Origin of the sequence: Aliirhizobium wenxiniae, assembly GCF_019511445.1 — a bacterium.
GTDB lineage: Bacteria > Pseudomonadota > Alphaproteobacteria > Rhizobiales > Rhizobiaceae > Neorhizobium > Neorhizobium wenxiniae_A.
Genome location: NZ_JAEUAN010000015.1, coordinates 1 through 24,770 on the forward strand (window position 1 = coordinate 1; position 24,770 = coordinate 24,770).

At 59.7% G+C, this 24,770-nt stretch carries 27 protein-coding genes; 15 read left to right on the plus strand and 12 right to left on the minus strand.

What is annotated here, in order from left to right; genetic code table 11:
* From JNB91_RS18200 to JNB91_RS18215, 4 genes are all read left to right on the plus strand, one after another.
* A partial coding sequence (locus JNB91_RS18200; RefSeq protein WP_223218259.1) for a tyrosine-type recombinase/integrase occupies nt 1-1,429 on the plus strand: 1,429 nt, incomplete at its 5' end.
* A gap of 62 nt (nt 1,430-1,491) precedes the next feature.
* Nucleotides 1,492-3,228: a hypothetical protein gene (locus JNB91_RS18205; RefSeq protein ID WP_346269363.1), complete on the plus strand. Its 1,737-nt coding sequence runs from the start codon at nt 1,492-1,494 to the stop codon at nt 3,226-3,228.
* A complete protein-coding gene (locus JNB91_RS18210) occupies nt 3,225-5,375 on the plus strand; it encodes an integrase (RefSeq protein ID WP_220326932.1) in 2,151 nt (716 codons plus the stop codon). Before JNB91_RS18205 ends, JNB91_RS18210 begins: the two co-directional genes overlap by 4 nt.
* A 248-nt stretch (nt 5,376-5,623) precedes the next feature.
* Nucleotides 5,624-5,797 (plus strand): hypothetical protein, encoded by a 174-nt coding sequence (locus JNB91_RS18215; RefSeq protein ID WP_220326933.1) that lies wholly within the window; start codon nt 5,624-5,626, stop codon nt 5,795-5,797.
* Between the two features lie 19 nt (nt 5,798-5,816).
* Here the strand turns inward: JNB91_RS18215 and JNB91_RS18220 are convergent, their stop codons facing one another.
* Nucleotides 5,817-6,305 (minus strand): NUDIX hydrolase, encoded by a 489-nt coding sequence (locus tag JNB91_RS18220; RefSeq protein WP_220326934.1) that lies wholly within the window; start codon nt 6,303-6,305, stop codon nt 5,817-5,819.
* Nucleotides 6,298-7,050, minus strand: a complete 753-nt coding sequence (locus JNB91_RS18225; RefSeq protein ID WP_223218260.1) for a histidine phosphatase family protein — start codon at nt 7,048-7,050, stop codon at nt 6,298-6,300. The genes JNB91_RS18220 and JNB91_RS18225 overlap by 8 nt, the downstream gene beginning before the upstream one ends.
* A gap of 25 nt (nt 7,051-7,075) precedes the next feature.
* Here JNB91_RS18225 and JNB91_RS31190 point away from each other — a divergent pair, with 25 nt between their 5' ends.
* Nucleotides 7,076-7,201: a hypothetical protein gene (locus tag JNB91_RS31190; RefSeq protein ID WP_262928015.1), complete on the plus strand. Its 126-nt coding sequence runs from the start codon at nt 7,076-7,078 to the stop codon at nt 7,199-7,201.
* Between the two features lie 262 nt (nt 7,202-7,463).
* Complete coding sequence (locus JNB91_RS18230) at nt 7,464-7,637, plus strand: hypothetical protein (RefSeq protein ID WP_220326935.1); 174 nt, start codon at nt 7,464-7,466, stop codon at nt 7,635-7,637.
* A gap of 134 nt (nt 7,638-7,771) precedes the next feature.
* On the opposite strand, the gene JNB91_RS18235 is transcribed toward JNB91_RS18230, so the two are convergent.
* From JNB91_RS18235 to JNB91_RS18245, 3 genes are all read right to left on the minus strand, one after another.
* The gene (locus tag JNB91_RS18235; RefSeq protein ID WP_220326936.1) at nt 7,772-8,440 is read right to left on the minus strand and encodes an NAD(P)-dependent oxidoreductase; all 669 of its coding nucleotides are present in this window, start codon (nt 8,438-8,440) and stop codon (nt 7,772-7,774) included.
* Between the two features lie 70 nt (nt 8,441-8,510).
* Nucleotides 8,511-8,984 carry an AtaL-like protein gene (locus tag JNB91_RS18240; protein ID WP_220326937.1) on the minus strand — a complete coding sequence of 158 codons (474 nt, stop codon included), beginning with the start codon at nt 8,982-8,984 and terminating at the stop codon, nt 8,511-8,513.
* Nucleotides 8,985-9,022: 38 nt separating this feature from the next.
* Complete coding sequence (locus JNB91_RS18245; protein WP_220326938.1) at nt 9,023-9,892, minus strand: NmrA/HSCARG family protein; 870 nt, start codon at nt 9,890-9,892, stop codon at nt 9,023-9,025.
* A gap of 103 nt (nt 9,893-9,995) precedes the next feature.
* On the opposite strand from JNB91_RS18245, the gene JNB91_RS18250 reads away from it, so the two are divergent.
* Nucleotides 9,996-10,886, plus strand: a complete 891-nt coding sequence (locus JNB91_RS18250; RefSeq protein ID WP_220326939.1) for a LysR family transcriptional regulator — start codon at nt 9,996-9,998, stop codon at nt 10,884-10,886.
* 12 nt (nt 10,887-10,898) lie between these two features.
* On the opposite strand, the gene JNB91_RS18255 is transcribed toward JNB91_RS18250, so the two are convergent.
* The gene (locus JNB91_RS18255; protein ID WP_220326940.1) at nt 10,899-11,801 is read right to left on the minus strand and encodes an AraC family transcriptional regulator; all 903 of its coding nucleotides are present in this window, start codon (nt 11,799-11,801) and stop codon (nt 10,899-10,901) included.
* A 97-nt stretch (nt 11,802-11,898) separates the two neighbouring features.
* On the opposite strand from JNB91_RS18255, the gene JNB91_RS18260 reads away from it, so the two are divergent.
* The 3 genes from JNB91_RS18260 to JNB91_RS18270 all read left to right on the plus strand — a co-directional run bounded on the left by JNB91_RS18260 (nt 11,899) and on the right by JNB91_RS18270 (nt 14,540).
* Nucleotides 11,899-12,657 carry an SDR family oxidoreductase gene (locus JNB91_RS18260; RefSeq protein ID WP_220326941.1) on the plus strand — a complete coding sequence of 253 codons (759 nt, stop codon included), beginning with the start codon at nt 11,899-11,901 and terminating at the stop codon, nt 12,655-12,657.
* A 39-nt stretch (nt 12,658-12,696) separates the two neighbouring features.
* Entirely contained in the window at nt 12,697-13,641 is a 945-nt protein-coding gene (locus tag JNB91_RS18265) for an alpha/beta hydrolase family protein (protein WP_220326942.1), read from the plus strand.
* A 584-nt stretch (nt 13,642-14,225) separates the two neighbouring features.
* Nucleotides 14,226-14,540, plus strand: coding sequence for a DUF736 domain-containing protein (locus JNB91_RS18270; RefSeq protein WP_220326943.1), 315 nt, complete (start codon nt 14,226-14,228; stop codon nt 14,538-14,540).
* 45 nt (nt 14,541-14,585) lie between these two features.
* Here JNB91_RS18270 and JNB91_RS18275 read toward each other — a convergent pair whose 3' ends face one another.
* The 6 genes from JNB91_RS18275 to traC form a co-directional block, all read right to left on the minus strand.
* The gene (locus JNB91_RS18275) at nt 14,586-14,864 is read right to left on the minus strand and encodes an HU family DNA-binding protein (RefSeq protein WP_220326944.1); all 279 of its coding nucleotides are present in this window, start codon (nt 14,862-14,864) and stop codon (nt 14,586-14,588) included.
* An 82-nt stretch (nt 14,865-14,946) separates the two neighbouring features.
* The gene (locus JNB91_RS18280) at nt 14,947-15,213 is read right to left on the minus strand and encodes a WGR domain-containing protein (RefSeq protein WP_220326945.1); all 267 of its coding nucleotides are present in this window, start codon (nt 15,211-15,213) and stop codon (nt 14,947-14,949) included.
* Between the two features lie 94 nt (nt 15,214-15,307).
* The gene (locus JNB91_RS18285; RefSeq protein ID WP_220327046.1) at nt 15,308-15,709 is read right to left on the minus strand and encodes a thermonuclease family protein; all 402 of its coding nucleotides are present in this window, start codon (nt 15,707-15,709) and stop codon (nt 15,308-15,310) included.
* Nucleotides 15,710-15,741: 32 nt separating this feature from the next.
* Complete coding sequence (gene traG, locus JNB91_RS18290) at nt 15,742-17,715, minus strand: Ti-type conjugative transfer system protein TraG (RefSeq protein WP_220326946.1); 1,974 nt, start codon at nt 17,713-17,715, stop codon at nt 15,742-15,744.
* Nucleotides 17,702-17,917 carry a type IV conjugative transfer system coupling protein TraD gene (gene traD / locus JNB91_RS18295; RefSeq protein WP_220326947.1) on the minus strand — a complete coding sequence of 72 codons (216 nt, stop codon included), beginning with the start codon at nt 17,915-17,917 and terminating at the stop codon, nt 17,702-17,704. The genes traG and traD overlap by 14 nt, the downstream gene beginning before the upstream one ends.
* A 4-nt stretch (nt 17,918-17,921) precedes the next feature.
* A complete protein-coding gene (gene traC / locus JNB91_RS18300; RefSeq protein ID WP_220326948.1) occupies nt 17,922-18,218 on the minus strand; it encodes a conjugal transfer protein TraC in 297 nt (98 codons plus the stop codon).
* A 251-nt stretch (nt 18,219-18,469) separates the two neighbouring features.
* Here traC and traA point away from each other — a divergent pair, with 251 nt between their 5' ends.
* The 5 genes from traA to JNB91_RS18325 all read left to right on the plus strand — a co-directional run bounded on the left by traA (nt 18,470) and on the right by JNB91_RS18325 (nt 24,761).
* Nucleotides 18,470-21,772, plus strand: a complete 3,303-nt coding sequence (gene traA, locus JNB91_RS18305; protein ID WP_220326949.1) for a Ti-type conjugative transfer relaxase TraA — start codon at nt 18,470-18,472, stop codon at nt 21,770-21,772.
* A 23-nt stretch (nt 21,773-21,795) separates the two neighbouring features.
* Complete coding sequence (traF, locus tag JNB91_RS18310) at nt 21,796-22,299, plus strand: conjugative transfer signal peptidase TraF (RefSeq protein WP_430736309.1); 504 nt, start codon at nt 21,796-21,798, stop codon at nt 22,297-22,299.
* Entirely contained in the window at nt 22,220-23,515 is a 1,296-nt protein-coding gene (locus JNB91_RS18315) for a conjugal transfer protein TraB (protein ID WP_220326951.1), read from the plus strand. Before traF ends, JNB91_RS18315 begins: the two co-directional genes overlap by 80 nt.
* Nucleotides 23,516-23,527: 12 nt before the next feature.
* Nucleotides 23,528-24,139 carry a TraH family protein gene (locus JNB91_RS18320; protein WP_220326952.1) on the plus strand — a complete coding sequence of 204 codons (612 nt, stop codon included), beginning with the start codon at nt 23,528-23,530 and terminating at the stop codon, nt 24,137-24,139.
* A gap of 313 nt (nt 24,140-24,452) precedes the next feature.
* Nucleotides 24,453-24,761: a transcriptional repressor TraM gene (locus tag JNB91_RS18325; RefSeq protein ID WP_220326953.1), complete on the plus strand. Its 309-nt coding sequence runs from the start codon at nt 24,453-24,455 to the stop codon at nt 24,759-24,761.
* The last annotated feature ends 9 nt before the right edge of the window (nt 24,762-24,770 follow it).

Sequence of the window (24,770 nt, forward strand, 5' to 3'; positions counted from 1 at the left end):
GGGGAGGGTTGAACAAGCTGTGGATATTTTTGACACTTCAACCAAGGTCACGCTCGAAGAGCGGCGGGCTGCCGATGGCCTCGATGCCTATGTGCCGCGTATTTTACGCGGCGGTGAACTGTACGACGCCGACGTTGATCGCTTTTTTCTCGACCTGCCGCTCAACGGAGTTCGCTCCCGTCATTCTCTTCGGGCCTATGGCTACGACATCATGGTGTGGTTGCGCTTCCTCACCGAGGTCTGTGACAAGCCTGTCTGGGAAGCTGCTCGCACCGATGTCGAAGCCTTCCATCGCATTCGCAGAAGGAGCGAGCCTGGAAGCCGGATCTCGGCGGCGTCGTGGAACAGATCGATTGCGGCAATCGACAAGCTGTATGAGTGGGGAGTGCGCGAGGGACTTCTGCGCTCCAGTCCCTTTTCGCATCGAGAGATCTGGCGCCGTAATCGGAGGCGGGGCCAGGGCAAGATAGTCGCGCGCGACGATGCATTCGAACGGCCTGCTAATCAAACAACCATCCGTTTCGTTACGCTTGAGGATTTTCGGCAGTTCCGTGATGTGGGGCTACGCGGCCTGACCGCGGATGGAAGTGAGCGCCCGGGAGCGCGCGACAGGAATGGACTTCGCAACGCGCTGTTCGCGGAGATGTTGGTGGTGACCGGCTTGAGGCTCGAAGAGGCCTCGTTTCTCTTGGCGTTCGAGTTTGACGCTTTGCCTGCGGCGAATGGGTCTCGTCGCCAGGCGTGGCTTAATTTGCCAGCAGGCCTCACCAAAGGTGAGCGCGGACGGGCAATTCTTATTCCAGATGGTCTGCTTCAGCGGCTCCGAGCCTACATTCGCGTTGAACGCGCCCACGCAGTCACGAAGTTCAAAGCCCGCCAAGGCTGGAGCCTTGTAGAACGTCCAATCCACGTGCGTCGACCGACCGTCGGGTCAAGGAATCTTTTACTAGCCGATGGGCGAGTTGTTCCGCTGGAAGTGTTCTCGCCGGAAGAACGAGAGCGTTTGGTCATCTGTGAGGCGGATAATTCGCCAATCGAACCAGCGGTCTTGTGGTTGACGGAGGTCGGTCAGCCGGTGCGCCCTAATTCCTGGGAAGTCGCATTCGCCCGGGCCTGCCAGCGCTGTCAGGCGAATAGATTTCCGATCGACATCAGTCCACATCAACTCCGGCATACCTTCGCAGTCCATATGCTCGCAATGCTGATTCAGCGCCAGCTCGAAGGCGGACCGTCGACGAGTTCGGCCGGATCGGCGGAAGGCTATCGCAGAATCCTCGGAGATCCCCTCCAGCAGGTGCAGCGGCTCCTTGGACATGCCAGCCTCGAGACCACTTCCTTATACCTTGACCATATAGCTACGCGCGCGGACACCGTCGATACCGCCGTCGCGGAACTGCTCGCGCTGCTGCCAAGCGGAGGTCGCTTATGAACACTCGACCTCGCAGGGGCCGGCCTGTCGCATTCACTCGCGAACTCGTAGCCCCGCCACAGGTGTCGGCAGACGTGGTGTCAGGTCTACGATTTAGCATCCAGACGCAGGATGGTGGCGAGGTTCCGCTTGACTACACTCATCTGAAGCCGCGCTGGCTGGCCCTTGCATTCGCGCGTGCGCTACGGCGACTTGCTGGTCTCGGTGGGCCCCTGTCCGTCAGATCGACTGTGGTTGTCTATGTCCGCATCCTGCCGCTGTTTTTCGCGTATATGACCGAGGCTGAAGATGTGCCTGATGCTCCAGAACTCCTTCAGGCGCGTCATATCGACGGATTTGAAGCCTGGTTTGCGGCAAAGGGAAAGTCGAACATCCATCTGCTATTTATTTTGAACAAGATCATCGTGACGTTGCGGGAGGTAACGTCTGAGGGGATTGTCGCATTTTCCGAGCCGCTCCGCGATCGGCTCAGCTATACGACGCTGAGGCCGATACCCCCAGCAACTCCCCGCGATGCATACAGTCCTTACATTGCACGGCAGCTTCGGGATGCCGCTCGGGCGGATATCATGAGGCTTCTCCAACGCTTTCGCGATCCTCATCCAATAAGCGCGCACAGCGATCTCCAGACCATGGAGAAAGAGATGCATGCTCAGATCGAGGCCGAGGGAATTTTCCGCTATACTGATCGCAGATATAAGGCTCTCCAGCACGCGCGAAGAGTTCGAGGTCTCTCGTCGGAGAACCTGTCTCGTCAGCTTCACGAACAACATTATTTGACGTCTCACGACGTCATCCCACTAATGGTATTTCTGGCGCTTGAGACCGGTCTGGAGCCCGAGTGCTGCAAGACCTTGACCGTTGATTGCCTTAGAAACCCTGCAAACGGGACGGTCGAGATTGCTTATATCAAACGACGGGCCCGTGGCGCTGAGCATAAGACACTTCGCGTCGGCGACGGAGGTCCGCGAACGCCAGGAGGACTTATCCGTCACGTGATTGCCTGGACCGCGGCCGCTCGCAGACATCGGCGGACCGACTGTCTTTGGGTGTACTATGGGTTCGGCGGGCTAATATCCGGGATAAACTATCCCCAGCATCGCATCGATGCATGGACGGCACAGCACAATATTCGTGATGATGATGGCCCGCCGCTCCATCTTACATTTTCGCGGCTCCGCAAGACGCACAAGGCACTCTGGTATTTAAAGACCGAGGGACACATGACGCGTTTTGCCGTCGGTCACACGAAGGAGGTGGCCGCTCGGCACTATGCCGATGTTCCCGCACTCCGCCCTCTGCACGAGGCGGCGATCGCTGATGCTTTCACCGAGGCAGTCAAATCGGCTTTCTCGTCCACCGTATTGACACCAGAGGAGGAGGAGAGCTGGCGGAATGATCCGGTGACCGCTTCAGAGGCCGCTCCAGCGGGATGCGATCCGATCTCACTTCTCGACGGAAAGCAGGATATCTGGCTGGCAAGCTGCGGCGGGTTCTTTTCCAGCCCCTATGCCGATCCCGGCTCGCCCTGTTCCCAACCCTTCTGGGGTTGTCTTGAATGTCCGAACGCTGTCATCACCGCTCGCAAGCTCCCCGCCATCCTGTCGTTTCTCGCTTTCATTGAAGACCAGCGCCTCTCGCTTTCCGCCAGCCATTGGGCGGCGAAGTTCGCAACCGCGCACGCCCGCATCACCATGCAGATCCTGCCTGCCTTCGGTGCGGCGACCATCGAGGAGACACGTCGTATGCTCGCCAGCGAACCGGTCTCCAACTACATGCCGCCGGAGGCGTTACAGTGAAGGCTATCGCCAACCTTCCCGTCGTCACTACGGATTTAGACAGCCGCCCCGTGCTGGCCACCGCAGCTTTGCGCCCCGGTTTCGAGCGGTCGAGCCTGTCGCGCTATGGCGACGACAGATGGGACTTGAACCCTGCGGTTTTTCGAGAGAACGTGCGAAGCTCAGACGCCACCGTGGATTTTAGCGTTGTCGATGACCCGCAGATTGGCGAGGCTCTTCGAGATTATCTGTATGTTCGCCTGAACATTGATCTGCCGGGATACAGGATGCGAGCGACACCGGTGAATGTCCGCCGCCTTTTTCGTTCCGCGCGCAGCTTCTTCGATTTCGTCAAGGCGGCCCATGGTGTCTTCGACCTCTGCCGCGTCGATCAGGTCCTGCTTGACGATTTCGCCAGGTTTCTTCGTCAGGGACGGCGGCCGATCATCGTCATGCAATTATTAGGCATTGTGTTTGACCTGTACTTATTCCGCAATCACCTCACCGTGGCGAAGCTCACCTTAGAGCCCTGGCATGGGCGCAAGCCCGCCCAGGTCGCCGGGTATCGATTTAGGACGGAGGAGAACCGTACGCCGCGGATCCCGGAAGCGATCATCAAACCGTTGCTCGCATGGTCGCTCAAATATGTGACTGTATTCGCGCCCGACATTCTCGCCGCGCGCAGGGAAGTGCTGGCACTCGAACAGCACTACAAGGCGCTCACTGCTGAAGATGCTCTCGCCCCTCGCAACGAACGACGGGCGCGCCGCCAGGCTCGCTTGCATGCATATCTCGATGAATGCCGTCGGCAGGGCCGCGGCATTCCAGCCTGGCCTGTCAGGATCGGCGGCGCAGCATCATTCTCCGGATTCGAGCCACCGTTGAACTGGCAATTGATCTATCTGCATGTCGGCGCCGATCCCAATCTTCAACGATTTGCCGGCGGTCAACCCAATAACGAGATGCGACGAGCGGTCGAAGCTGCGACCGGCGAACTGGGGACCGAGATCGGCGGAATGGATACGCCGATTTCGGTCGATCCTGATACCGGTCGTCCCTGGCGTGTCCGTTTTGACGCGCGGGCGTTGGCAATAGAAGAACGCATGCTGCAAGCTGCCTGCTATGTCGTCTGCGCCTATCTGACCGGCATGCGCGATAGTGAAGTCCAGGCGATGCGTCCCGGTTGTCTCTCGATCACCCGTAGCGAGGACGGGCTGATTGACAGGCACAGGGTGAAGTCCGTCGCCTACAAAGGCAAGGAAGCGCGTGGCGAAGAGGCGGAGTGGATCACCATCACACCCGTAGCGACGGCAATTTCAGTCCTTGAACAGCTTAACGTCCGCTCTGTACAACAGCGAGGTACCGAGACGCTTTGGCCAGTCCTGTCTCTCGCACACGCTCGCAAGCAGGTACTTGCAACGGACGTCGTCACCAAACTGAATCAGTTTCGCGATTATCTGAACGAGCGGTTTGGAACTGAGGCCGAGCCGATCATACCACCAAGACCCGATGGCCGACCTTGGCAACTGACGACGCGTCAGTTTCGTCGAACAATTGCCTGGCACATTGCCAACAGACCGTTCGGAACGATCGCAGGAATGATCCAATACAAGCACGTCTCAGTCGCGACGTTTGAAGGCTATGCGGGCTCCAGCAGATCAGGATTTCTGGCAGAGGTCGAGACTGAACGGCGCCTCGGACAGATGGATGACATTCTCGCCTATTTCGATGACAGGCAGCTGGGTTCCGGGCTATCCGGCCCAGCCGCGGTCCGGATAGCCAAGTCGCTCGATGGCGCCGCCAACGAGTTGCAACCGCTTCCCGGCATGATCGCTGATCGCGGTCGCCTACGTGTCATGCTGGCCGACACGGCACGCACCCTCCATGTCGGCGTGTTGGCCGACTGTTTTTTTGATCCTGCGACCGCCGTCTGTCTTCGCCATGCCGCCGGCGACAGGTCTGCTCCGGTGATCTCACTGTGCCAGCCGTCGCGATGCCCTAACGCCTGCATAACAGCGCGCCACCGCCCTGCATGGGCGGGTGCGGCGGAGAATGCCAGGAGCGTGCTGAAGGAGAAGCGATTGTCCGAGCTTCAGCGCCTGGCCGTGGAGCAAGATCTTCAGAGGATCGAGAAGGTTCTGTCCGATATCGACGTCACCAGAGGATAGCTCTTTAGGAATACGGTCGCGACCCCTGGTCGGGGCCGCGGGTTCTCTTCTTTCTGCCGTCCTACTTTACGGCTACTCAGCCCGCCTCAAGGACGAGTGTGGGCCCCCGATTTTGCCTCCGCTCCGTTTCACTGCGCTCCGACAAAACCGGCACCCCACTCGCCGCCTTTGGCGGTCGCTTCGCGCTCCTTGACCCGGGCTTCGTGCGCACGTCGCCCCGTTGACGTCATCAAAAGGAGACGATCAACATGACCACTCTCGATCAAATCAACGAATTGCGTGCGGAGCTTCGGAGCTGCTATTTCACCAAAACCGAGCGTGCTGCAGCACAAGCCGAACTTGCCGCCCTTGTCGCTCAGGCGCAAGCTGAGGATGAGCAGTTTGCTCGCGACATCGCGCTCTATCTCGCTGACCTCGAATGAGGTCGGCGATATTTCTTTGTTATGACGTCGTACGGCGGAGCGGCGGCGACATCTCAATAAGAAGATGCCGAAGAGGCTGTTTTTCAGCGAATTCGGCTTTGACATGTCTCAGAACATGGCGCTGCCCTGCGAATGGCACCAGGTTGATCGCGGTTTCAAATGGCACCCAGCAAAATTCGCTATGCTCCTCGTTGAGAACAACGGGCGTTTCGCCGTTCACGAACCCAACAAAAACCGGCAGCATACTTATGGCGTCGCGGTCAGCTTCATAGAATTGCTCACAGATATCAGCCGAATAGAGGCTGTCGCAGGCCAAGCCCGTCTCTTCCCTCACTTCCCTGAGGGCTGCCTCCCAAGCCTTTTCGCCACTCTCTATGCCGCCAGCTATCTGACACCACTCCCCAATCAAAGTGTGGTTTCGACGAAGTAGCAAGACTTGCGTTTGCTCGTTGACGACACGAAGAACGACAACCGAGACGGCAAAACAACGAACCGGGATATCAGGCATGTTTAGCTGTCTCCTGAAGATGCGAGCAATCCGCTAATAAAACAACAGCGCGGCTTCGCCAGTAATCGTCTTGTTTCAAATGTGTGATGCTTCCAGATCGAGCGGGAAAGCTGACGTACGCGACCGCATCAACAGGCATCTTGATCCATGCCGCTATAACGAAAGTCAGTGCGAAGCCATGTGTAACGATAATCTGCGTTTCGCATGGTCTCGACACAATAGCATCGACGGCACGATAGACGCGCTCCGCGACCTCTCTGCGTGTCTCGCCATTCTCAATGCCACCGCGATGGTCCAGGCGACTGTCATCAGGCGCTGGCACCTGGCGAGCATCAAGCCACTCCTGTGGCATACCTTCAGCACACCCGTAGCTTATTTCGCGCAAATCAGAATCAGTATGAATCGGTCTTTTCAGACGTTCGCCAATTACGTCAGCAGTTTGCGAGGCGCGTAAGAGATCTGAGCTAAATATTTCGACCGGACCATCTGTAACAACGGAACTGAGCCGGTCCGCGATAGCATTTGCGTCCCTATAACCTTGCTGCGTAAGGCCAGTGTCGTACCATCCACCGACTTTCTTTTCGATGTGGTGAAGCGATTGGGCGTGTGTCACGACAAATAAGTTCTTCATGCGCTTTTCCCTCGGCGCTGAATACTCAGGCGCTATAAGGGCTTTATTCAAAGCGCAGAAGGATTCTGCAACCCGCAATATCACCCCATCCCACAACCTAGACGCATTTTCCATTTGACTGTCAGGATAACGTGCCGAATTGCGCAATGCAGTAGTCCCTTGCGAGCGCGCCCAAATCGAGGCCGAGCTCGATCTCGCACAGGCCGAACTAACGCTGGCGATTGCCGAGCTGGATGGCCGCGCCGAGGCCGAGCCACCGTTCTAAAGGCGATGTCCAACTGCGTCGGCATCACATGCTGTCGCAGATCTCTTGTTGATCCGATTTCATTCACACGTCAGGGATGGTGCGTCCCAGGGCGTCAGGCTGCAACCTGCTGACGCCAGAATTTTCCCCGCTTAACGCTCCTCGCGCAGCAACATTCAGTCGCCCTCAGGTCCTCCGCCCCGCGTCGACCCTATGGGTGCGGCTCTCCTTTTCGATTCGCTTTTCATCCCCGCAATGAAACGCAATCAACAGGAGATCCATGATGCAACAGCTCGCAAAATTCCTCAGCGCCACCGGCCGCCGTCTTCGCACCCTTGGCAAGGTCGTCAGTCACTTCTTCCGCAAGGGCAAGCTCGGTTTGAAGATCGCCATCAAAATCCCCTTCTCCGCCAATGTCGAATTCAACATTGAGACCGAATGGGAACGGCGCGAGTGAGCGCCGCCTCTCCGCCTGCACTCTCGATGGTGATCAGGATGCCCCAGGAAGTCCTCATTGTCATTGTCGATCAGGCGAAGCCGGCTTCAGTGCCACCGCCATGTTCGCAGCATTCTCATACTGCCTTGCGAAGGCTACCAGGAGATGAGCGGTGTGTTATGCAGCCATCGATCTGACGTAACCTGATCGAGCACAAAAGTCGCAACGTCTGCTCGCGAGATCGAACCGCCGTGGAATGTGTCGAGGTTGGTCAGCGCACGAACAGTTTTGCCGCCGGCTTTGCTGTTCAGGATCGAAGGTCGGACGATCGTCCAGTCGAGGGCGCTTTCCTTGATGATCAATTCTTGCCGGTTCTTGTCGGCGTATACTTTGCGCAGAAGGAGCGGGAAGATCAGATTGTCGAACAGGAAACCACCATGGCCGGCGCTGTCGCCAGCGCCAATACCCGTTATGGCAACGAGGCGCCCCACCCCCTCCGCCTTCATCGCGCTGATGAGCGCTCGAGTCACAGTGGAAAGGAGCGTAACGTCGCGAAACGGACTGGCGGGTGTGCCGAGGGCACTGATTACAGTGTCGCGGCCTTTTACTGCCCGACGCAGTGCCACTTCATCGCGGGCATCGCCGACAATGATCCTCGCTCCAATCAGGTCGGCGGCTTTGTCCGGCGAGCGAACGAGTGCGGTGACATCATAGCCGCGAGCAACGGCCTGGCTGACGATATGGCGACCGGTCGGGCCGGTGGCTCCGAGGATCAGGATCTTTGGGAGGCTGGTTGGCTGAATTTTTGTCGGAGAGGTGAGCATGGAAGTGGTCCTCGTGATAGGCAGGGCGCCTCTCACGAGGCCGCCTCATTGATTTCGATCATGGTGGAATTCAGAGCTTTCCATCTGCCAAGAGTTCGCGGGTCCGCTTGAGCGTCGACAGCAGGGCCGATCTGTACCCCCTGTCGCTGTCGAACTGCGACTGTTCCGCCTGCTCTTCAGGTCCGCCAGCTTCCTTGCCGCGCAGCCCGAGGTAGCAGTAGAATTTTAGCTGCAGCGCCCCGACTTCATCCTCGAAGAGTTCATTGATGATGGCGCCCTCGCGCGGACCAGTGGCCTGAAAGAACGTGACCTTGCTCTGCGGCTCCAGGGTGATGATCTCCCTGATGTCACAGCCCGCGATCGTGGCTTCCCGAACGAAATGGGTCGCACTTTCCTCGGCGACGTCGCAGCGGGTGCAGAGGCCTTGCGGCAGAAACAGGCGCGCGTCGCGCGCTTTCAGTTCAAGGCCTTTCCAGACTTGCTCTCGGGTGAGCGTGGTTTCGGCTTCAGGATTTACGGGTACGGTTGCGGTCGAATAGATCATGACGATGGTCCTTGTTTTGATATGTGGGACGGCCTGCCTCAGGCAGAGGCCGCGGTTTCCAAAGCGAAGGCGCGATAGGAGCGAAGCGGGCGGCCGAGCAGGGCCGTCAGGCGCTCGACATCGCCATCTTCAGGCAGCATGCCGTCGGTCAGGAACCGCTCACCCATCATGCGCATGTCATAGGCCATCCAGGCGGGCATGAACTGCTTAAGGTTCTGCTCGAAGGCCGCTGTATCGCCACCGCCATAGTTGATGGGGCGTCCCAGGATGTCCGACCAGACGGAAGCGATATCCGCTCCGGTCAGTGTTTCGGGACCGACCAGATTGATGCGGCTGAGGGGAAGGGGTTGTGCCGCCTGTTCGCGACGGAGCAGTTCCAAGGCAGCGATCTCGGCGATATCGCGCACGTCGATCATGGCAAGGCCCTTGTCGCCGACCGGCATCGGGTAGACGCCATAGCCGGTGATGACATCCTTGATCGTTAGATCGTTCTGAATGAAGTAGGCCGGGCGCAGGATTGTGGCGGCCATGCCCATCTGTTCGATCATCCGCTCCACGGTGAACTTGCCGGCGAAATGCGGCACGTTCACGTAGACGTCGGCATGGATCACCGACAGGTAGACGATGCGCTCAATGCCAGCCGATCGTGCAACGTTGAGGGCGATCAGTGCCTGGGTGAATTCGTCCGGTACGACTGCGTTCAGCAGAAAAAGCGTGGAGACGCCGTCGAATGCGCTGCGGAGCGAGTCAACATCCAGTAGGTCGCCCTTCACAACGGCTATACCGGCTGGGAAGTTTGCCTTGGAGGGATCGCGGACCAAAGCACGAACGTCGGAGCCGTGGTTGACAAGATGCTGGACGACTTGTGCGCCGATATTGCCTGTGGCGCCGGTAACGAGGATTGTCATGGGAGTGTCTCCGGGTTTGTTGCTTGACACCCCGAATATGGATGGTTCACTGTTGGCCCGGTAGACGGTCATTTTAGACGCGCTGTCCCACAGGTGGAACAATATGGACCTGCTCGCTCTTGCCGACTTCAACCTCGTCGCGCGCCATGGCGGTTTTGGCAAAGCGGCGCGCGCCACCGGGCGGCCGAAGGCAACGCTGTCGCGGCGCGTTGCGGAACTGGAGGCTGCGCTCCAGCTTCGGCTGTTCGAGCGCGGTGCACGCACGCTAAAACTTACGGAAGAAGGGCGCTCGCTCTACGAGCGGACTGCCCGCTTGCTGACGGAGCTGGACGAGACTGCGGCGGCCATCACCTCCGGTGCTGAAAAGCCCCGCGGCCGATTGCGGATCAGTGCGCCACTCCTCTTGTCGCAGACCGCGATGGGAAAGATCGCCGCGGGTTTTGCGCTGAAATACCCGGATGTCAGACTTGAAATCACCACGGAAGATCGCGCCGTCGACATGATCGAGGAGGGCTATGACCTTGTGATCCGCGTCAACCCGGCGCCTGACGAAAGCCTCATCGGTCGAGCTTTTCTGCATGATCGCCTGGTTGTCGTGGCACGTCCGGATCTCGCCCGGCCCAGTGGCGGTCAGCCAGTTCCGGGCGTCGTCCGGGGAGGGGGAGATAAAGAGACCTGGAATGTCGTCAACTCCGAAGGTTCTGCCAAAATCACGATCGATCCCGTCCTCGTCCTGTCGTCCCTCATCATGGTTCGGGATGCGGTGAGGGCAGGCGTCGGGGCCGCACGTTTGCCGATTTCGCTGGTGAGCCATGATATCGTTAATGGGACCTTGAAGCATTGCGGCGACATCGAAGGCTCCGAGATCGCGCTCTGGGCGCTTTACCCGTCGCGGCGTCTCCTGAGCGCGCGGGTTTCTGCCTTTCTCGATTTCCTGAAGCAGGCTTTTCCCAAGGGAGCGCCTGAAGAGCTGGCCGGCTATATCGGCGGATAAGGATCGGACGCGCTAAGCTGCAGCAGCAGCTGCGCGCGAATAGGCGCCAGGCGGCATCCCCACATGCCGATTGAAGGCGACGCTGAAGGCGCTGGTCGATCCATAGCCGACGCGTTCGGCGATTTCGGCCATGGCAACATCCTCGCGGAGATACTCTTTTGCCAGCGCCATGCGCCATCCCGTCGCGTATTCCATCGGCGCGACACCGACTTCCTTGCGAAAACGATCGAAGAAGGTCGAACGAGACATCGCAGCCTCCTGGGCAAGCGTTTCTACGGTCATGCTGCGACCCGGGTCTGCGTGTATTCGGCGCAAGGTCGGCGCCAGCAGCGGATCGGCCATGCCACGCAGGAGACCCGGCGGCGCCTTGGCGCTTGCTGCTGAACGTAATGCATCTATGAACAGAACTTCCAGCAGCCGGTGAAGAACCATCTCACGTGCCACACGGTCAGCTCGCGTCTCCTCATTGATCATTCGGACGAGAGTCATCAGTCGCTCTTCCCCATGAACATGGATGACCTCCGGCAGCAGCGATACGAGAAGAGCTTTATCATCCGAACCGAAGGCACAATGCCCGACCAGTGCCTTGATCTCCGTCGGCGCCTCCGGGTCGCCCAGGCGAAACACACCGGGGCTGGTTTCCAGACGTTGTGCAAGGGCGCCGCGTGGCGGCGGCTGCATGCTGCTCATCGTGAACGAGAAGATCTTTGGGACCAGGACGAAGTCACCCGCATTGAGCACCATTGGGTCACGACCGGTGATCGTCATCAGGCAACGGCCATCGACCACGGCGCAGTAGAAAGGGCTTCCAATCTCCGTGCGCTCAACCAGCCACTGGCCACCGCCCATGACCAGCTTCGAGATCGACGGGCTCGGCTTTAACAAGGAAACAACTTCGGCAACCGGATCGGTCATGTTTCGGACTTCCTCTAAAGATTCTCGGATATGTAAATATAGAAGGTCCGGACGATCAGGTCCATCTTCAGTCCTGTTAAATGTCAGGAGACGGAACATGCCAAAGATCCTCATCACCGGTTGCTCGTCCGGTTTCGGCCTCGCCATTACACAGAAATTCTTGAACGCCGGGTGGGACGTCGTCGCAACCATGCGCACGCCGCGAAACGACCTCCTTCCATCGAACGACAGGCTCGAAATCCTGCCGCTGGACGTCACCAACGCGGACAGCATCGCGAAGGCGGTCGAAACCGCCGGCCCGATCGATGCCCTGGTCAACAATGCCGGCGTCGGCATGCTCAATGTGCTGGAAGGCACAGAGATGGCGAAAATCCGCGAACTGTTCGAGACAAACGTCTTCGGCGCGATGGCGATGACCAAAGCCTTCCTCCCGCAAATGCGGGCCCGTCGCTCGGGCGCCATCGTTAATGTCAGCTCCGCTGTCACAATCAGGCCCTTGCCCGCGCTCTCGGTCTACAGCGCCAGCAAGGCGGCCCTCAACGCATTCACGGAGAGCCTTGCGCTCGAAGCGGCACTGTTTGGCATTCGCGCCAAACTTGTTTTGCCTGGCTCGGCGCCGACGACCGGCTTCGGCAAGAATGCTGTCTCGCGCATGGGCATGGAAATTCCTGAGCCATATGCCGCCTTCGTCAACGACTACATGACGAAGCTGCGTTCGGGCACTGAGGTCACGACCGCGGATGCGGTTGCAGAGGCTGTCTGGCGGTCTGTGACAGAGATCGACGCGCCGATGAAGATCCCCGCCGGCGCCGATGCGGAAACCTCATACCGCGAAGCGGGTCATCTGCTCGCGTGAACATCACAATCCGAAATCCATCTTTGAAGGTCCAGACCCATGAATAATCTCATCAATCTCGCAAAGCTTATTCCGACGCCTGATGCCACTCTCACCGTGGCCTACACGCCGATCCGTCTTTCGATGCCGGGTCGCCAGCCGCTGGAACTGCGTCTCACCGCGCCCGCTGCGGGAAGTAGCCTGCCGATCCTGCTGCTGTCGCATGGCTACGGCCCATCCAACTACATCCCGTCAAAGGACGGCTACGCTCCTCTTGTCCAGTTTTGGGCGGAGAGAGGGTTCGTCGTCATCCAGCCAACGCATGCGAGCTCGCGGGTCGGTGGCCTGCCGTCGGATTCACCCGGTGCACCGTTCTTCTGGCGCGAGCGCGTCGAGGAGATGAAGGCGATCCTGGACCAACTGCCGGAGATCGAGAGACAGGTGCCGGCCGTTGCGGGCAGGATGGATCATGCTCGCATCGGCGCGGTCGGTCATTCCTTCGGCGGCCATACGGTTGGGCTCCTGCTCGGCGCGCAGGTGGATGGTGAGGATTTTTTCGATCCACGCATCTCGACCGGCGTTCTTCTGACAACACCGGGCCGCGGCGGCAAGGACATGACAGCTGAGAGTGCCGCGCGGTTTCCGTTCTTCGACGTCGATTTCTCGACGCTCTCGACACGCAACCTCGTCGTCTGCGGTGATATGGACAATCCGCATTTTACCACCCGCGGCCCTGAATGGCATGCGGATGCGTTCCATGACGCGCCAGGAGCCGAGGCGATGCTGATGATGCACGGCGTCGGACACGGCCTTGGAGGGATCGCGGCGCTGGACGCGAAGGAGACAGAGACTGAAGCACCAGACGTACTGGAGGCTACGCGGCGTCTGACGCTTGCCTGGCTTCAGACCGCGCTCAGCACGGATCAGGACGCTTGGCCAAGTGCTTGCCTCGCACTTGAAAGCGAAGCTGCCCCGCTTGCGACGGTCACAGAGAAGCGACCCTGACCGCTGGGTAGATCTGCGCGGTTGAAGCCACGAGGACGATAAACCATTGGGCGCCCCTTCTTCGGCGCTCAATCCAGTCTGCTGCAACGTGTGATGCGCGGCGCCAAACTTGAGGTTCCCGAAGCTCATCTAAATCCCCGTTCGTCCAGCAGCCTCTCACAGGCCCCGTTGGAACAGTATCAGTCCCGACGGAGAACTGCGATCAGCAAGCTTTGGTATTTGACTTTAGCACTCGGTCAGGAGGGGCCGGGCGGCTCCGGCATGCAATTTTTCGGGCGTGCAGATGACGCCAGTGCCGTATCCCTTGATCTGGTAAGTTGGCACGTCCACTGCGGTCTCGATGGGGCATGTCTGACCAAAGACCGCCTCACGGTGCTCGGCTCGATCGGCATCCACAACGGCCGGATCGTTTTCTTCCCCTGTGCGCTGAAGCGCCCATTCCTCGCGATAGCCAAGAAAGCCTCCCCCTGGCCGTCCCCCACTCCGTTTCGGTCCTTTGGATGCGGGCCGATTGTCTCCGGTCCTATCGACTGCCATCGAGGCTGCGATGGACGCGGCCCGAACAACCGAAAAGGATTACGGCAATGGCAACCATCGGCTCTTTCACCGCTTCCGGTAACGGCTTCACCGGCACCATCAAGACCCTCAACCTCAACGTCAAGGCGACCATCCGCACCGTCGAGCGCACGTCCGACAAAGGCCCCGACTACCGCATCCTGGCGGGGGCGACGGAGTTCGGCGCAGCTTGGAAGAAAACCTCGAATGAAGGCCGCGACTATCTTTCGGTCAAGCTCGACGACCCGAGCTTCCCCGCTCCGATCTACGCAACGCTGATCGAGGTCGAGGGCGAGGGCGAGGAAGGCCTCTCCCTCATCTGGTCTCGGTCAAACCGGGACTGATCCGGAATGCCCCGCCCGACAAGGCGGGGCTCTTCCTGTAAGTGATCACTTGTTCAGCGCATCCTTCAGCGCCTTGGCTGGCGTGAAGGTAAGCTTGTTGGAAGCGGCGATCTTCATGGCTTCGCCAGTTGCCGGATTGCGGCCCTCGCGTTCAGGCGAAGCCTTCACTTTGAACTTTCCGAAGCCAGGGATGGACGTTTCCGCGCCGGAGCTTGCGGCGTCGGTGATCGCCTGGAAAACGGCTTCGACGATGGCCTTGCCCTGAACCTTGGTCAGGCCGTGATCGGCGGCGATCTTGTCAGCGATTTCGTTGGTAGTTGTCATGAAAATTTCCTCGAACGTGAAACAATGCAAAATCCGTGTCAGCTTCTAGCTTCGTTGTCATCGTTGGCGATCGCGACATGGCCTAGATCCGTTGGATGTCCACAACTCGTTTCGGCTTGTAGCCCCGCCTGCGTTTTTCTCGAAGAACATCCAGGAACAGTCTGACAGCCTCGCCTTCGTTGTCAAAGAGATGAACCATCTGCTGCCCCCGTGTTCCGATCCGTCCCCAAGCGCGCACAAGAGACACCTCGCCGAACAGTGTCGGCTGGACAGCAAGCGCGTAGAAGCGCGCCATGTTCTGTTCAGGGGCGATACGCTCGACATAGAGGTGATAAGGCTGTGCGATCATAAACGCAGAATCGCGCGATCGGAAGCCGACGTCCAATGAGAGTTTTGAATCGCAATGTGCTCACCGATTCATGACGTTGATCCGTCGGGCCGCTTCAATCACACCAGCCGCGACGTGATCCCTCCCACTTCCGGGCCAAGCCTTCGGCGATAAGGATAATGCCGACAGAGCGATCACCGCGAAAGACGACCCGGAGCTTCCGGCCAAAGCGATCCTCGTCTCTTGCTGTGCTCTTCAAAACGATTGGGCCCGAGTTGAGAATTTCGAGCAGGCGCTGCTTTGCAGCCATGCCGCGTTGGCGTTCACGCTCACATCTCGGAGGGCTAAGCTCTGGTGTGTCAATGTCGGCAATCCTGATCTTCGTGCCTCGAAGCCAGAAGGTATCACCATCCACGACGCAGCTGATCCTGTGCCCGCTCCCACAAATCGAGAATTGCTCATTCGATTTCTCCGGTTGCTCGGCTAACCCCGCGTTCGAAAAGCCGGAGAATATCATGATGGCGATGGTGGCAACGGTCGGCGATGCTCTCAACCTCTAATCTCCTCAATGTCCACGACGTCCGTGTCACCGCGCTGGGGCTGTTTGATGGCCGGCCTGTGGAACCGGTTCTCTCCAACACAGGCTTTCATGTCCGCGCGTCTAAACCAGATGGGTCGCCCGCATCGAAGCGGAGCATTTCCCGAAGTGAAGACGATCTGCTCGTCACTGCGCATGCGCAACACTTCATGCGGCAGGATCAGCGGCCGACGACTAAGTTGCTTCGATCGCGATCGTGACGATCCCTTCATTCCGGAAGATCGGTTGGTCTGGTCGACCTCGATCGTGGTGTCGCCGCAGCGCTTCGAGATGTAGTCTGCCGTATCGGGATCATTGATGGCCGCGAACGAAATCCACGATGCGGATTCGAACCACTTGCTCGTCGCATCTAGCCCGCCATAAGCCTCGCGCATCTGGCCGAGTGACTGGAAGATCATCGTCAGCGTGATCCCGTATTTGCGCCCAGCGTCACGGGCGGTCTCAAGGATGCGCAGGTAGCCGAGACGCGCCACCTCGTCGAGCAGGAAAAGCGTGCGATCCTTCAGGTTGCCATTGCGGTTATAGATTGCATTGAGCAGCGAACCGATGACGACGCGGGCAAGGCCCGGATGCGCTTCCAGCACCTTGAGATTGAGCGCAATGAAGATGTCGGTGCCACCGGCGGCTACATCGTCGGTGGAGAAGCTGTTGCCGGAGACAAGACCGGCGTAGTTCGGATAGGAGAGCCAATGGGTCTCCTTGACCGCATTGGCATAGACACCGGAGAACGTCTCCGGTGTCATGTTGACGAACACAGCGACATTCTCCTTTACAAAGTCGGAGTCCGACTGCTCGTAGATCTTCGTCAGACGCGCCCGAAGCTGCGGCTCCGGCTCGGAGAGATTGGCCCGGACACGGCGCAGCGTCTGGTCTTTTTCATCGGTATGGCCGGAAAGGCACACATCAGCAATCAGCGCCGTCAACAGCTGCATCGCCGAAGCCCGGAAGAAGTCGTCGCGGGCGGATGCGGTGCGGGCATTGTCGGTCATAATCCATGTGGCGACAGCGACGATGTCTTCTTCCTTTGTATTGCCGTGACGGCCGATCCAGTCGAGAGCATTGAAGCCGACACCCGATGCGGTGGGATCCAGCACGATGACCTTGCGTCCGGCCTTGCGCCGGTGCTCGATCACCATCGGCGCGACCTCGCTTGACGGATCCAGCACGACGAGACCACCGCCCCATTTGAGCGCGGTCGGGATCGTCACCGACGTCGTCTTAAAACCGCCGGAGCCGGCGAAGACAATTCCATGCGACGAGCCGAACGAGCCGTCGAAGCAGAGCAGCGGCGACTTGCCGCCGGCGCCCCAGCTTTGCGGTTGATCGGAGCGGAATGGCATGGCGGCAACGCTGTCGCGATCGACGCGATAGCGTTCGCCGATAACGATACCGCCGGCTTCGGGAAACAGTCTCGCAGCTTCGGGCAGTCTCATCCAGTCGGCCTCACCGTGGACAGCGCGTTTTCCGCCGATCCGCTTCGGGGCTGCCATTGCGAAGGCGGCATTCCCCTTGATCGCAACCCGTAAAGCGAAGACGCTTCCGATGAAGGCGACGGCCGCGCCGAGCGTGGTTGCCGGGTCGGCGTAGGCGAGAACCGATTGACCGGCCGGGACGTCGCTGGCAATAGCGGCCAGTCTTATGGCCTCGCGTGTCATAGCGATGATAATGACCACAGCACTTCCAGCCAGCACGCTCAGAGCGGCGGCCTTGATATGCGCCGAACCATGGATGGCGAACAGCGCAACAACGCCGATCGCGGCGGCGCCCACGTAGGGTAGGGCGAGCCCCGCGCGGCCCAGTGTCAGCTTCGTCGGCGCTGATGTTCCGAGTGCCGCCAGCCGATGTTCAAAGCCTGACATCAGGACCAGCGCCGCGAGCATGATTGCTGCGGGCAGGATTGTCAGAAGCAGCCTATTCGCTGTCATTGCCGAAGGCCTCCGCGCCGATCGCCGCCAGGCGTGCCTTCTCCGTCTCGTCGCCCTTGATCCGCCTGTTGGCGTCGATCAGCAGGCCGAACAACAGAGCACGCTTCTCGTAGCGCAGCCCGGCTTTAACGATCAGGCCGCCGAGCTCGATTTTTTCGCGCGTGTCCTTTTTGCGCGCATCTGATGTCATCGCTTTCGCCATGCGCTTAAGCCTCACCAGGGCCGCCCGCATCCGCGCCAGGCGACTGCGCCGTGGACGGCTCACCGCCGCTTCTGTTCTCGCCGGCATTCTTTCTCCCGGTCGCAATACTTTTGCCTCCGCGAAACCGTTTTGCGACATCCTCGAAGGCAGCCTGGAGCTCTGCCTCGTCAATCTCGATGTCCCCGAGACCGGATTTCAGCGCGATGCGACCAATGCGCTCGGCCTCACGGGTCTCGGCCTGCCTCAGCTGGTCCTGCAATCTGGCGATCTCTTCCCTGATCTTCGATGACGGTTTCTTCATTCCGGTTGCTCCTTTTGAAGTCGGGCGTTGCTCTTGCGACGCCCAGACTCTTCCGGATGCGCTGAAAAAGACATCTGCAGATCTGCAGGTCGCCAAGGCCGATGCTTTTGTGAATGATCCCGCCGTTCCGAAGGAATGGCTCCAAGGGCGCAATTATACGTCGCAAGGCGACGTGTTGCTTTTTGGCCCGGAGAGGCGGGTTCCGCCGCCACTCCTGACGAACTTGGTTCTAACCGGGAGCGCTCTTCGCCGTGGCCATCGCCCACTTCTCAGCCAGCATCGTCAGCCGCGGCTCCGGCCGCAGTGCCGTGCTGTCCGCGGCCTACCGGCACTGCGCGAAGATGGACTATCAACGTGAGGCTCGCACCATCGACTACACGCGGAAGCAGAGGCTGCTTCACGAGGAGTTTCTCCTCCCGGCAGATGCCCCGAACTGGGTTCGATCGATGATCGCCGACCGCTCTGTCTCAGGTGCGTCGGAAGCCTTCTGGAACCGGGTCGAAGCTTTCGAGAAGCGTGCCGATGCGCAGCTTGCCCGTGACCTGACGATTGCCTTGCCCCTGGAACTGTCGGCCGAGCAGAACATCGCCCTGGTCCGGGATTTTGTCGAGAAACACATTCTGGCCAAAGGTATGGTCGCCGACTGGGTTTATCACGACAATGCCGGCAATCCGCATATTCATCTGATGACCACGTTGCGGCCGCTCTCCCACGACGGCTTCGGGTCGAAGAAGGTTGCTGTCATCGGCGAGGATGGCCAGGCGGTGCGGACGAAGTCCGGGAAAATCCTCTACGAACTCTGGGCCGGCTCGACTGATGACTTTAACGTGCTGCGGGATGGATGGTTTGAACGCCTCAACCACCATCTGGCTCTCGGCGGCATCGATCTTCGCATTGATGGGCGCTCCTACGAAAAGCAGGGCATCGATCTCGAGCCCACCATTCATCTTGGTGTCGGGACCAAGGCGATCGAGCGCAAGGCGGAGCAACAAGGTGTTCGCCCGGAACTGGAACGGATCGAGCTGAATGAGCAGCGACGCTCGGAAAACGCCCGCCGCATTCTGAACAATCCAGCCATCGTGCTCGACCTGATCACGCGGGAAAAGAGCGTCTTCGATGAGCGCGATGTTGCGAAAGTGCTGCATCGCTATATTGACGATCCCGCTGTCTTCCAGCAGCTGATGTTGCGTATCATCCTCAACCCCGAGGTGCTCCGGCTCCAGCGCGACACAATCGATTTTGCGACCGGTGACAAGCTGCCGGCGCGCTATTCGACACGGGCGATGATCCGCCTTGAGGCGACGATGGCGCGGCAGGCGACGTGGCTGTCGGGCAAAGAGAGGTATGAGGTTTCCACGGCCGTTCTCGATGCAACGTTCCGAAGGCATGAACGCCTGTCGGAAGAGCAGAAAGCGGCGATCGAGCGCGTCGCAGGACCTGCCCAGATCGCCGCGGTCGTCGGACGCGCCGGTGCTGGCAAGACCACGATGATGAAGGCGGCGCGAGAGGCTTGGGAACTGGCCGGATATCGTGTGGTTGGCGGTGCCCTCGCCGGTAAGGCCGCTGAAGGTCTGGAGAAGGAAGCAGGCATCGCGAGCCAGACGCTCGCGTCATGGGAGCTGCGCTGGAATCGAGGCCGTGATGGTCTGGACGAGAAGACCATCTTCGTCATGGACGAGGCGGGCATGGTCGCCTCAAAACAGATGGCCGGCTTCGTTGATAACGTTGTCAGGGCAGGCGCCAAGCTCGTGCTGGTCGGCGATCCCGAACAGCTCCAGCCGATCGAGGCGGGTGCTGCCTTCCGCGCCGTCGTTGACCGCATTGGTTGTGCCGAACTCGAGACGATCTATCGCCAGCGCGAGGACTGGATGCGCAAGGCGTCGCTCGATCTGGCCCATGGCAATGTGGAAAAGGCGCTGGCCGCTTATGATGCCAATGCCAGAATTACGGGAACACGCCTTAAGACCGAAGCTGTCGAGCGGCTGATAGGTGACTGGAACCACGGTTACGATCGGACGAAGACAACATTGATCCTCGCGCATCTTCGTCGTGACGTGCGCATGTTGAATGTAATGGCCCGCGAAAAGCTGGTCGAACGCGGCATCGTCGGAGAAGGTCATCTGTTCTGGACCGCCGACGGCGAACGCCGTTTCGATGCCGGCGACCAGATCGTCTTCTTGAAGAACGAAGGATCGCTCGGCGTCAAGAATGGCATGATAGGTCATGTCGTAGAAGCTGCAGCAAACCGCATCGTCGCGACGGTGGGCGAGGGCGATCATCGACGCCAGGTGATCGTCGAACAGCGGTTCTACAACAATCTCGATCACGGCTACGCGACGACGATTCACAAGTCTCAAGGAGCGACGGTCGATAGGGTCAAAGTGCTCGCTTCCCTGTCGCTGGACCGGCATCTGACCTATGTGGCCATGACCCGCCATCGTGAGGATCTGCAGCTCTACTACGGAACCAGATCCTTCTCATTCAATGGCGGTCTGCCCAAGGTTCTATCCCAAAGGAACGCCAAGGAGACCACGCTCGATTACGAGCGCGGCCAGCTATATCGCGAGGCGCTGCGGTTCGCCGAGGCTCGTGGCCTGAACATCGTGCAGGTCGCCCGGACGCTGGTACGCGACCGGCTCGACTGGACGCTGCGCCAGAAAGCCAAACTCGTCGATCTCGGCCGGCGTCTTTCTGCCTTAGCCGCGCACCTCGGCATCACCCAATCCCCGAACACTCAGACGATGAAGGAGGCCGCGCCCATGGTCGCAGGTATCAAGACATTCGCTGGCTCTGTTGCCGATACGGTCGGTGACAAGCTTGGCGCTGATCCCGCCCTGCAACGGCAATGGGAAGAAGTCTCGGCACGTTTTGCTTATGTCTTTGCCGATCCCGAAACTGCTTTCCGCTCGATGAACATCGACGCGGTCCTGGCAGACAAGGAGATGGCGAAGCAGGTTCTCCAGAAACTCGAGGCGAAGCCGGCGTCGATCGGCGCGCTGACGGGCAAGACCGGCATTCTCGCCACCAAGTCCGAGCGGGAGGCGCGTCGTGTCGCTGAGGTCAATGTTCCGGCTCTGAAACGCGATCTCGAGCAGTATTTTCGCATACGAGAGACCGTCGCAATGAAGCTTCAGGCGGACGAGCAGGCCTTGCGTCGGCGGGTTTCGATCGACATTCCGGCCCTGTCGCCTGCGGCGCGCGTGGTGCTGGAGAGGGTGCGTGATGCCATCGACCGCAACGATCTGCCGGCTGCGATGGGGTATGCGCTGAGCAATCGGGAGACCAAGCTCGAAATTGACGAATTGAACAAGGCGATCACCGAGCGGTTCGGCGAGCGCACCTTGTTGAGCAACGCTGTCCGTGAACCCTCCGGAAAACAGTACGAAGAGCTTTCCAAGGGTATGAAGCCGGAACAGAAGGAGGAGCTCAAACAAGCCTGGCCGGTGATGCGGACAGCGCAACAGCTCTCCGCCCATGAGCGCACCGTCCACTCGCTAAAACAAGCGGAGGAACAGCGTCTTACCCAGCGTCAGACGCCGGTGATTAAGCAATGAGGCGGAGGCGGGTTCTTCTGTTTATGACGGGCGCCGCCGTCTTCGTGTCCGCACTGACGGCGGCCGCGTTCACGGGTGGCTACCGCCTGAACCTGACTCCAAGCGAGCCGCTCGGCCTCTGGCGTATTGAAGGGCTTCAACGCCCGGTCTCTATAGGCGATCTGGTGTTTTTATGCCCGCCCATGACAGCCGTGTTCGCAGAGGCGTGGCGGCGCGGATATCTGCGGCGGGGGCTGTGCCCCGGCGGGTTCGCGCCGCTGATCAAGACGGTCGCAGCACTTCCCGGACAGCGTGTCGAAATCACGGATCACGTGCTCATCGACGGTCGCCCGGTTCCCGCGTCATCTGTGTCGCGCCGGGACGGAGAGGGCAGGGTGCTCCTGCCCGATCCCGGCGGTGTCGTACCGCCGCATCATCTGTTCCTTCACTCATCCTTTGCGAGCTCCTATGATAGTCGATATTTTGGCCCGCTTCCGGATTCAGGTCTTCTCGGTCTGGCGCGGCCGGTGTTCATCTTCGATCCCTGATGGCGGCGACATTCATCTGACTGATCGCTGGAAATCCATCCTCCTGATCATCGCGTCCATCGCCTGTGGCTGGATCGGCTGGAGCGGTGAAGTGCTTCTTCTCCCGCTCGCCATTTCCTTTCCTTTGCTCTGGGCGATGGCGCCATCACGCGCGATCGCTGCACTCGTGTCCGCTGGGTATTTCCTGGCGGCCTCCCGCGGGTTGCCGCAGGGCGTGGCCAACTTCTACGCTTCCGATCTCTGGCCGGGGCTTCTGCTCTGGGTCACGGCTTCAATGTCGTTCATTGGCGTACATGCTGCACTCTGGAGGAGGCCCGGTCACGAATTCCAGTCCTGGAGCAGGGGCGCTGATTTGGCGAGAGTGATGCGTTATCCGCTCGCCATGGTGCTGACCGCGCTGCCGCCGTTCGGCATCACCGGCTGGGCGCATCCCCTGACGGCTGCCGGCGTGCTGTTTCCCGGCTGGGGATGGTGGGGGCTCGGCGCGACCGCGATCCTGTTGGTCCTCATGACCGGTCGAAGATGGCGTATCGCGGCCGCAGTTCTAGGAGGACTCTACGTCTGGTCCGCCACGAACTGGACGCCCCCGAAACTAACATCCGGATGGATGGCCGTCGATCTGAAACAAGAGAAATTGCTTGGGCGCGATAGCTCGCTTCAGTATCACCGCGACCTGATCGAGAGGGTGCGTAATGCCGCGGAGGCAAGCCAGGAGGTTCGTGTCGCGGTGTTGCCAGAAAGTGCGCTCGGCTTCTGGACGCAGACCGTGGAGCGGGTCTGGCGGGAGGGGCTGCGGAACTCCGGTCTTACCGTTATTACAGGCGCCGCCGTCATCGATCCTGGTGGCTACGATAATGTGATGACAGTGATCTCGGCCGATGCGGCCGATGTCGTCTATCGCGAGCGCATGCCGGTCCCAGGCTCCATGTGGCAGCCCTGGTTGCGATGGAGCGGGCAGGGCGGTGGCGCGCGGGCCGACTTCTTCGGCAATCCAGTGGCCCAAGTTGACGGTGTAAGGATCGCGCCGCTGATCTGCTACGAGCAGCTCATTGTCTGGCCGGTACTGCAATCGATGCTGCATGCGCCAGGAGTCATCGTTGCCGTCGGCAACGGCTGGTGGACGGAAAACACCTCGATCGTTGCCATCCAGAAAGCGAGCGTCTCGGCCTGGGCAAGGCTTTTCGGCTTGCCCGCTGTCATGGCATTCAACACATAGGGAGTACCCAAGATGCTCGATGCCGTCCTCATCCAGCAATGCGCCGATCCTTCCCTGAAGCCCGCGATCGTTGAGCAGTTCATCGCGAAGGCCGGATCGCAGGACCCGCTGGCTGTCACCGTGCGCTCCGGCAACCGGGTGGTGCTGGTGCCGAAGCCGACAACACACGAAGAAGCCTTGGCTCTGATCCGCGACAATCTCGGTCGGAACACCGTTCGCGTGGGTATCACCCAATACCCGGCGGGCGTCGGCATCGTTGAGGCCGGTCAATTGAAGCCGGATATGGTCGATCCTTGCGAGAATATCCGCATGGGGACGACGCTGTTCGCCAAGGTCTTTCGCATCGTCTCGAAATGGTATGGCAATCCCACGGCGAAAGAAGTCCTGCCACAGGTCATGGACGATGCGATCATCGCCTGGCAGACGGGATACTTCGAGGGGACGGCGGTGTTTAGGGCGGATGAAGAGGCTCGGTCTGAACCGGCCAATCCCGAAAATACCGAAAAGGATAGCGACCCCGTTGAAGCCGGTGACACGGCGGAATCTGCGACCGATGCGGTAGCGTCCGATCCGAACAAGGCAAGTATTAGGATCGATCTCTCGGGGATCGGTGCGAGGCCCTGAACAAGGATCTCTGCAGATTTGCCGAACGATTGTTTTTCCCAAGACTAGCGGAAGCCCGCTGGACCTCTTATAACGACAGCGACGTAGTACGTGCTGCGTTGCGGCTTAGAATCCGCAGATGAACGGTTGGCGCTGGCCGAAACGGCGCCAGGAACCCTCTGACCTTGTGTCCGGGGGCCTGCGACGCATGTCCAGGCTCCGGCTAAAGGTCGCAGGGCCGATTCATCTCGGATTCTAACCCCCGGTCAGGGTTCAAAGGGTTCATAGTCGGCGGGGGCGTACCGCAGACAATTTTCTTCGGGTTGGATCAACAATGGATTTGAAAGATTCACCAGTGTCGGACACATGTGAATTGCGCCCGGTGATCGGGCTCACGCGCGGACTTCCAATCTCGGATATCGAGACCTTGGCGGTCAATGCCATCCGGCTGCACAGACAACTCGTCGAAAAAGCGGATCAACTGTTCCAGGCGTTGCCGGAGGATTATAAGTCGGGCAAATCAATCGGTGGCGAGCAGCATCTCGAATACATAAAAGCGATGATCGAGATGCATGCGCAGATGGGTGCGGTGAATACGCTGGTTGGACTTCTGGGTTTCATCCCAAAAGTTTCGGTCAACTAAAGTCCGCGG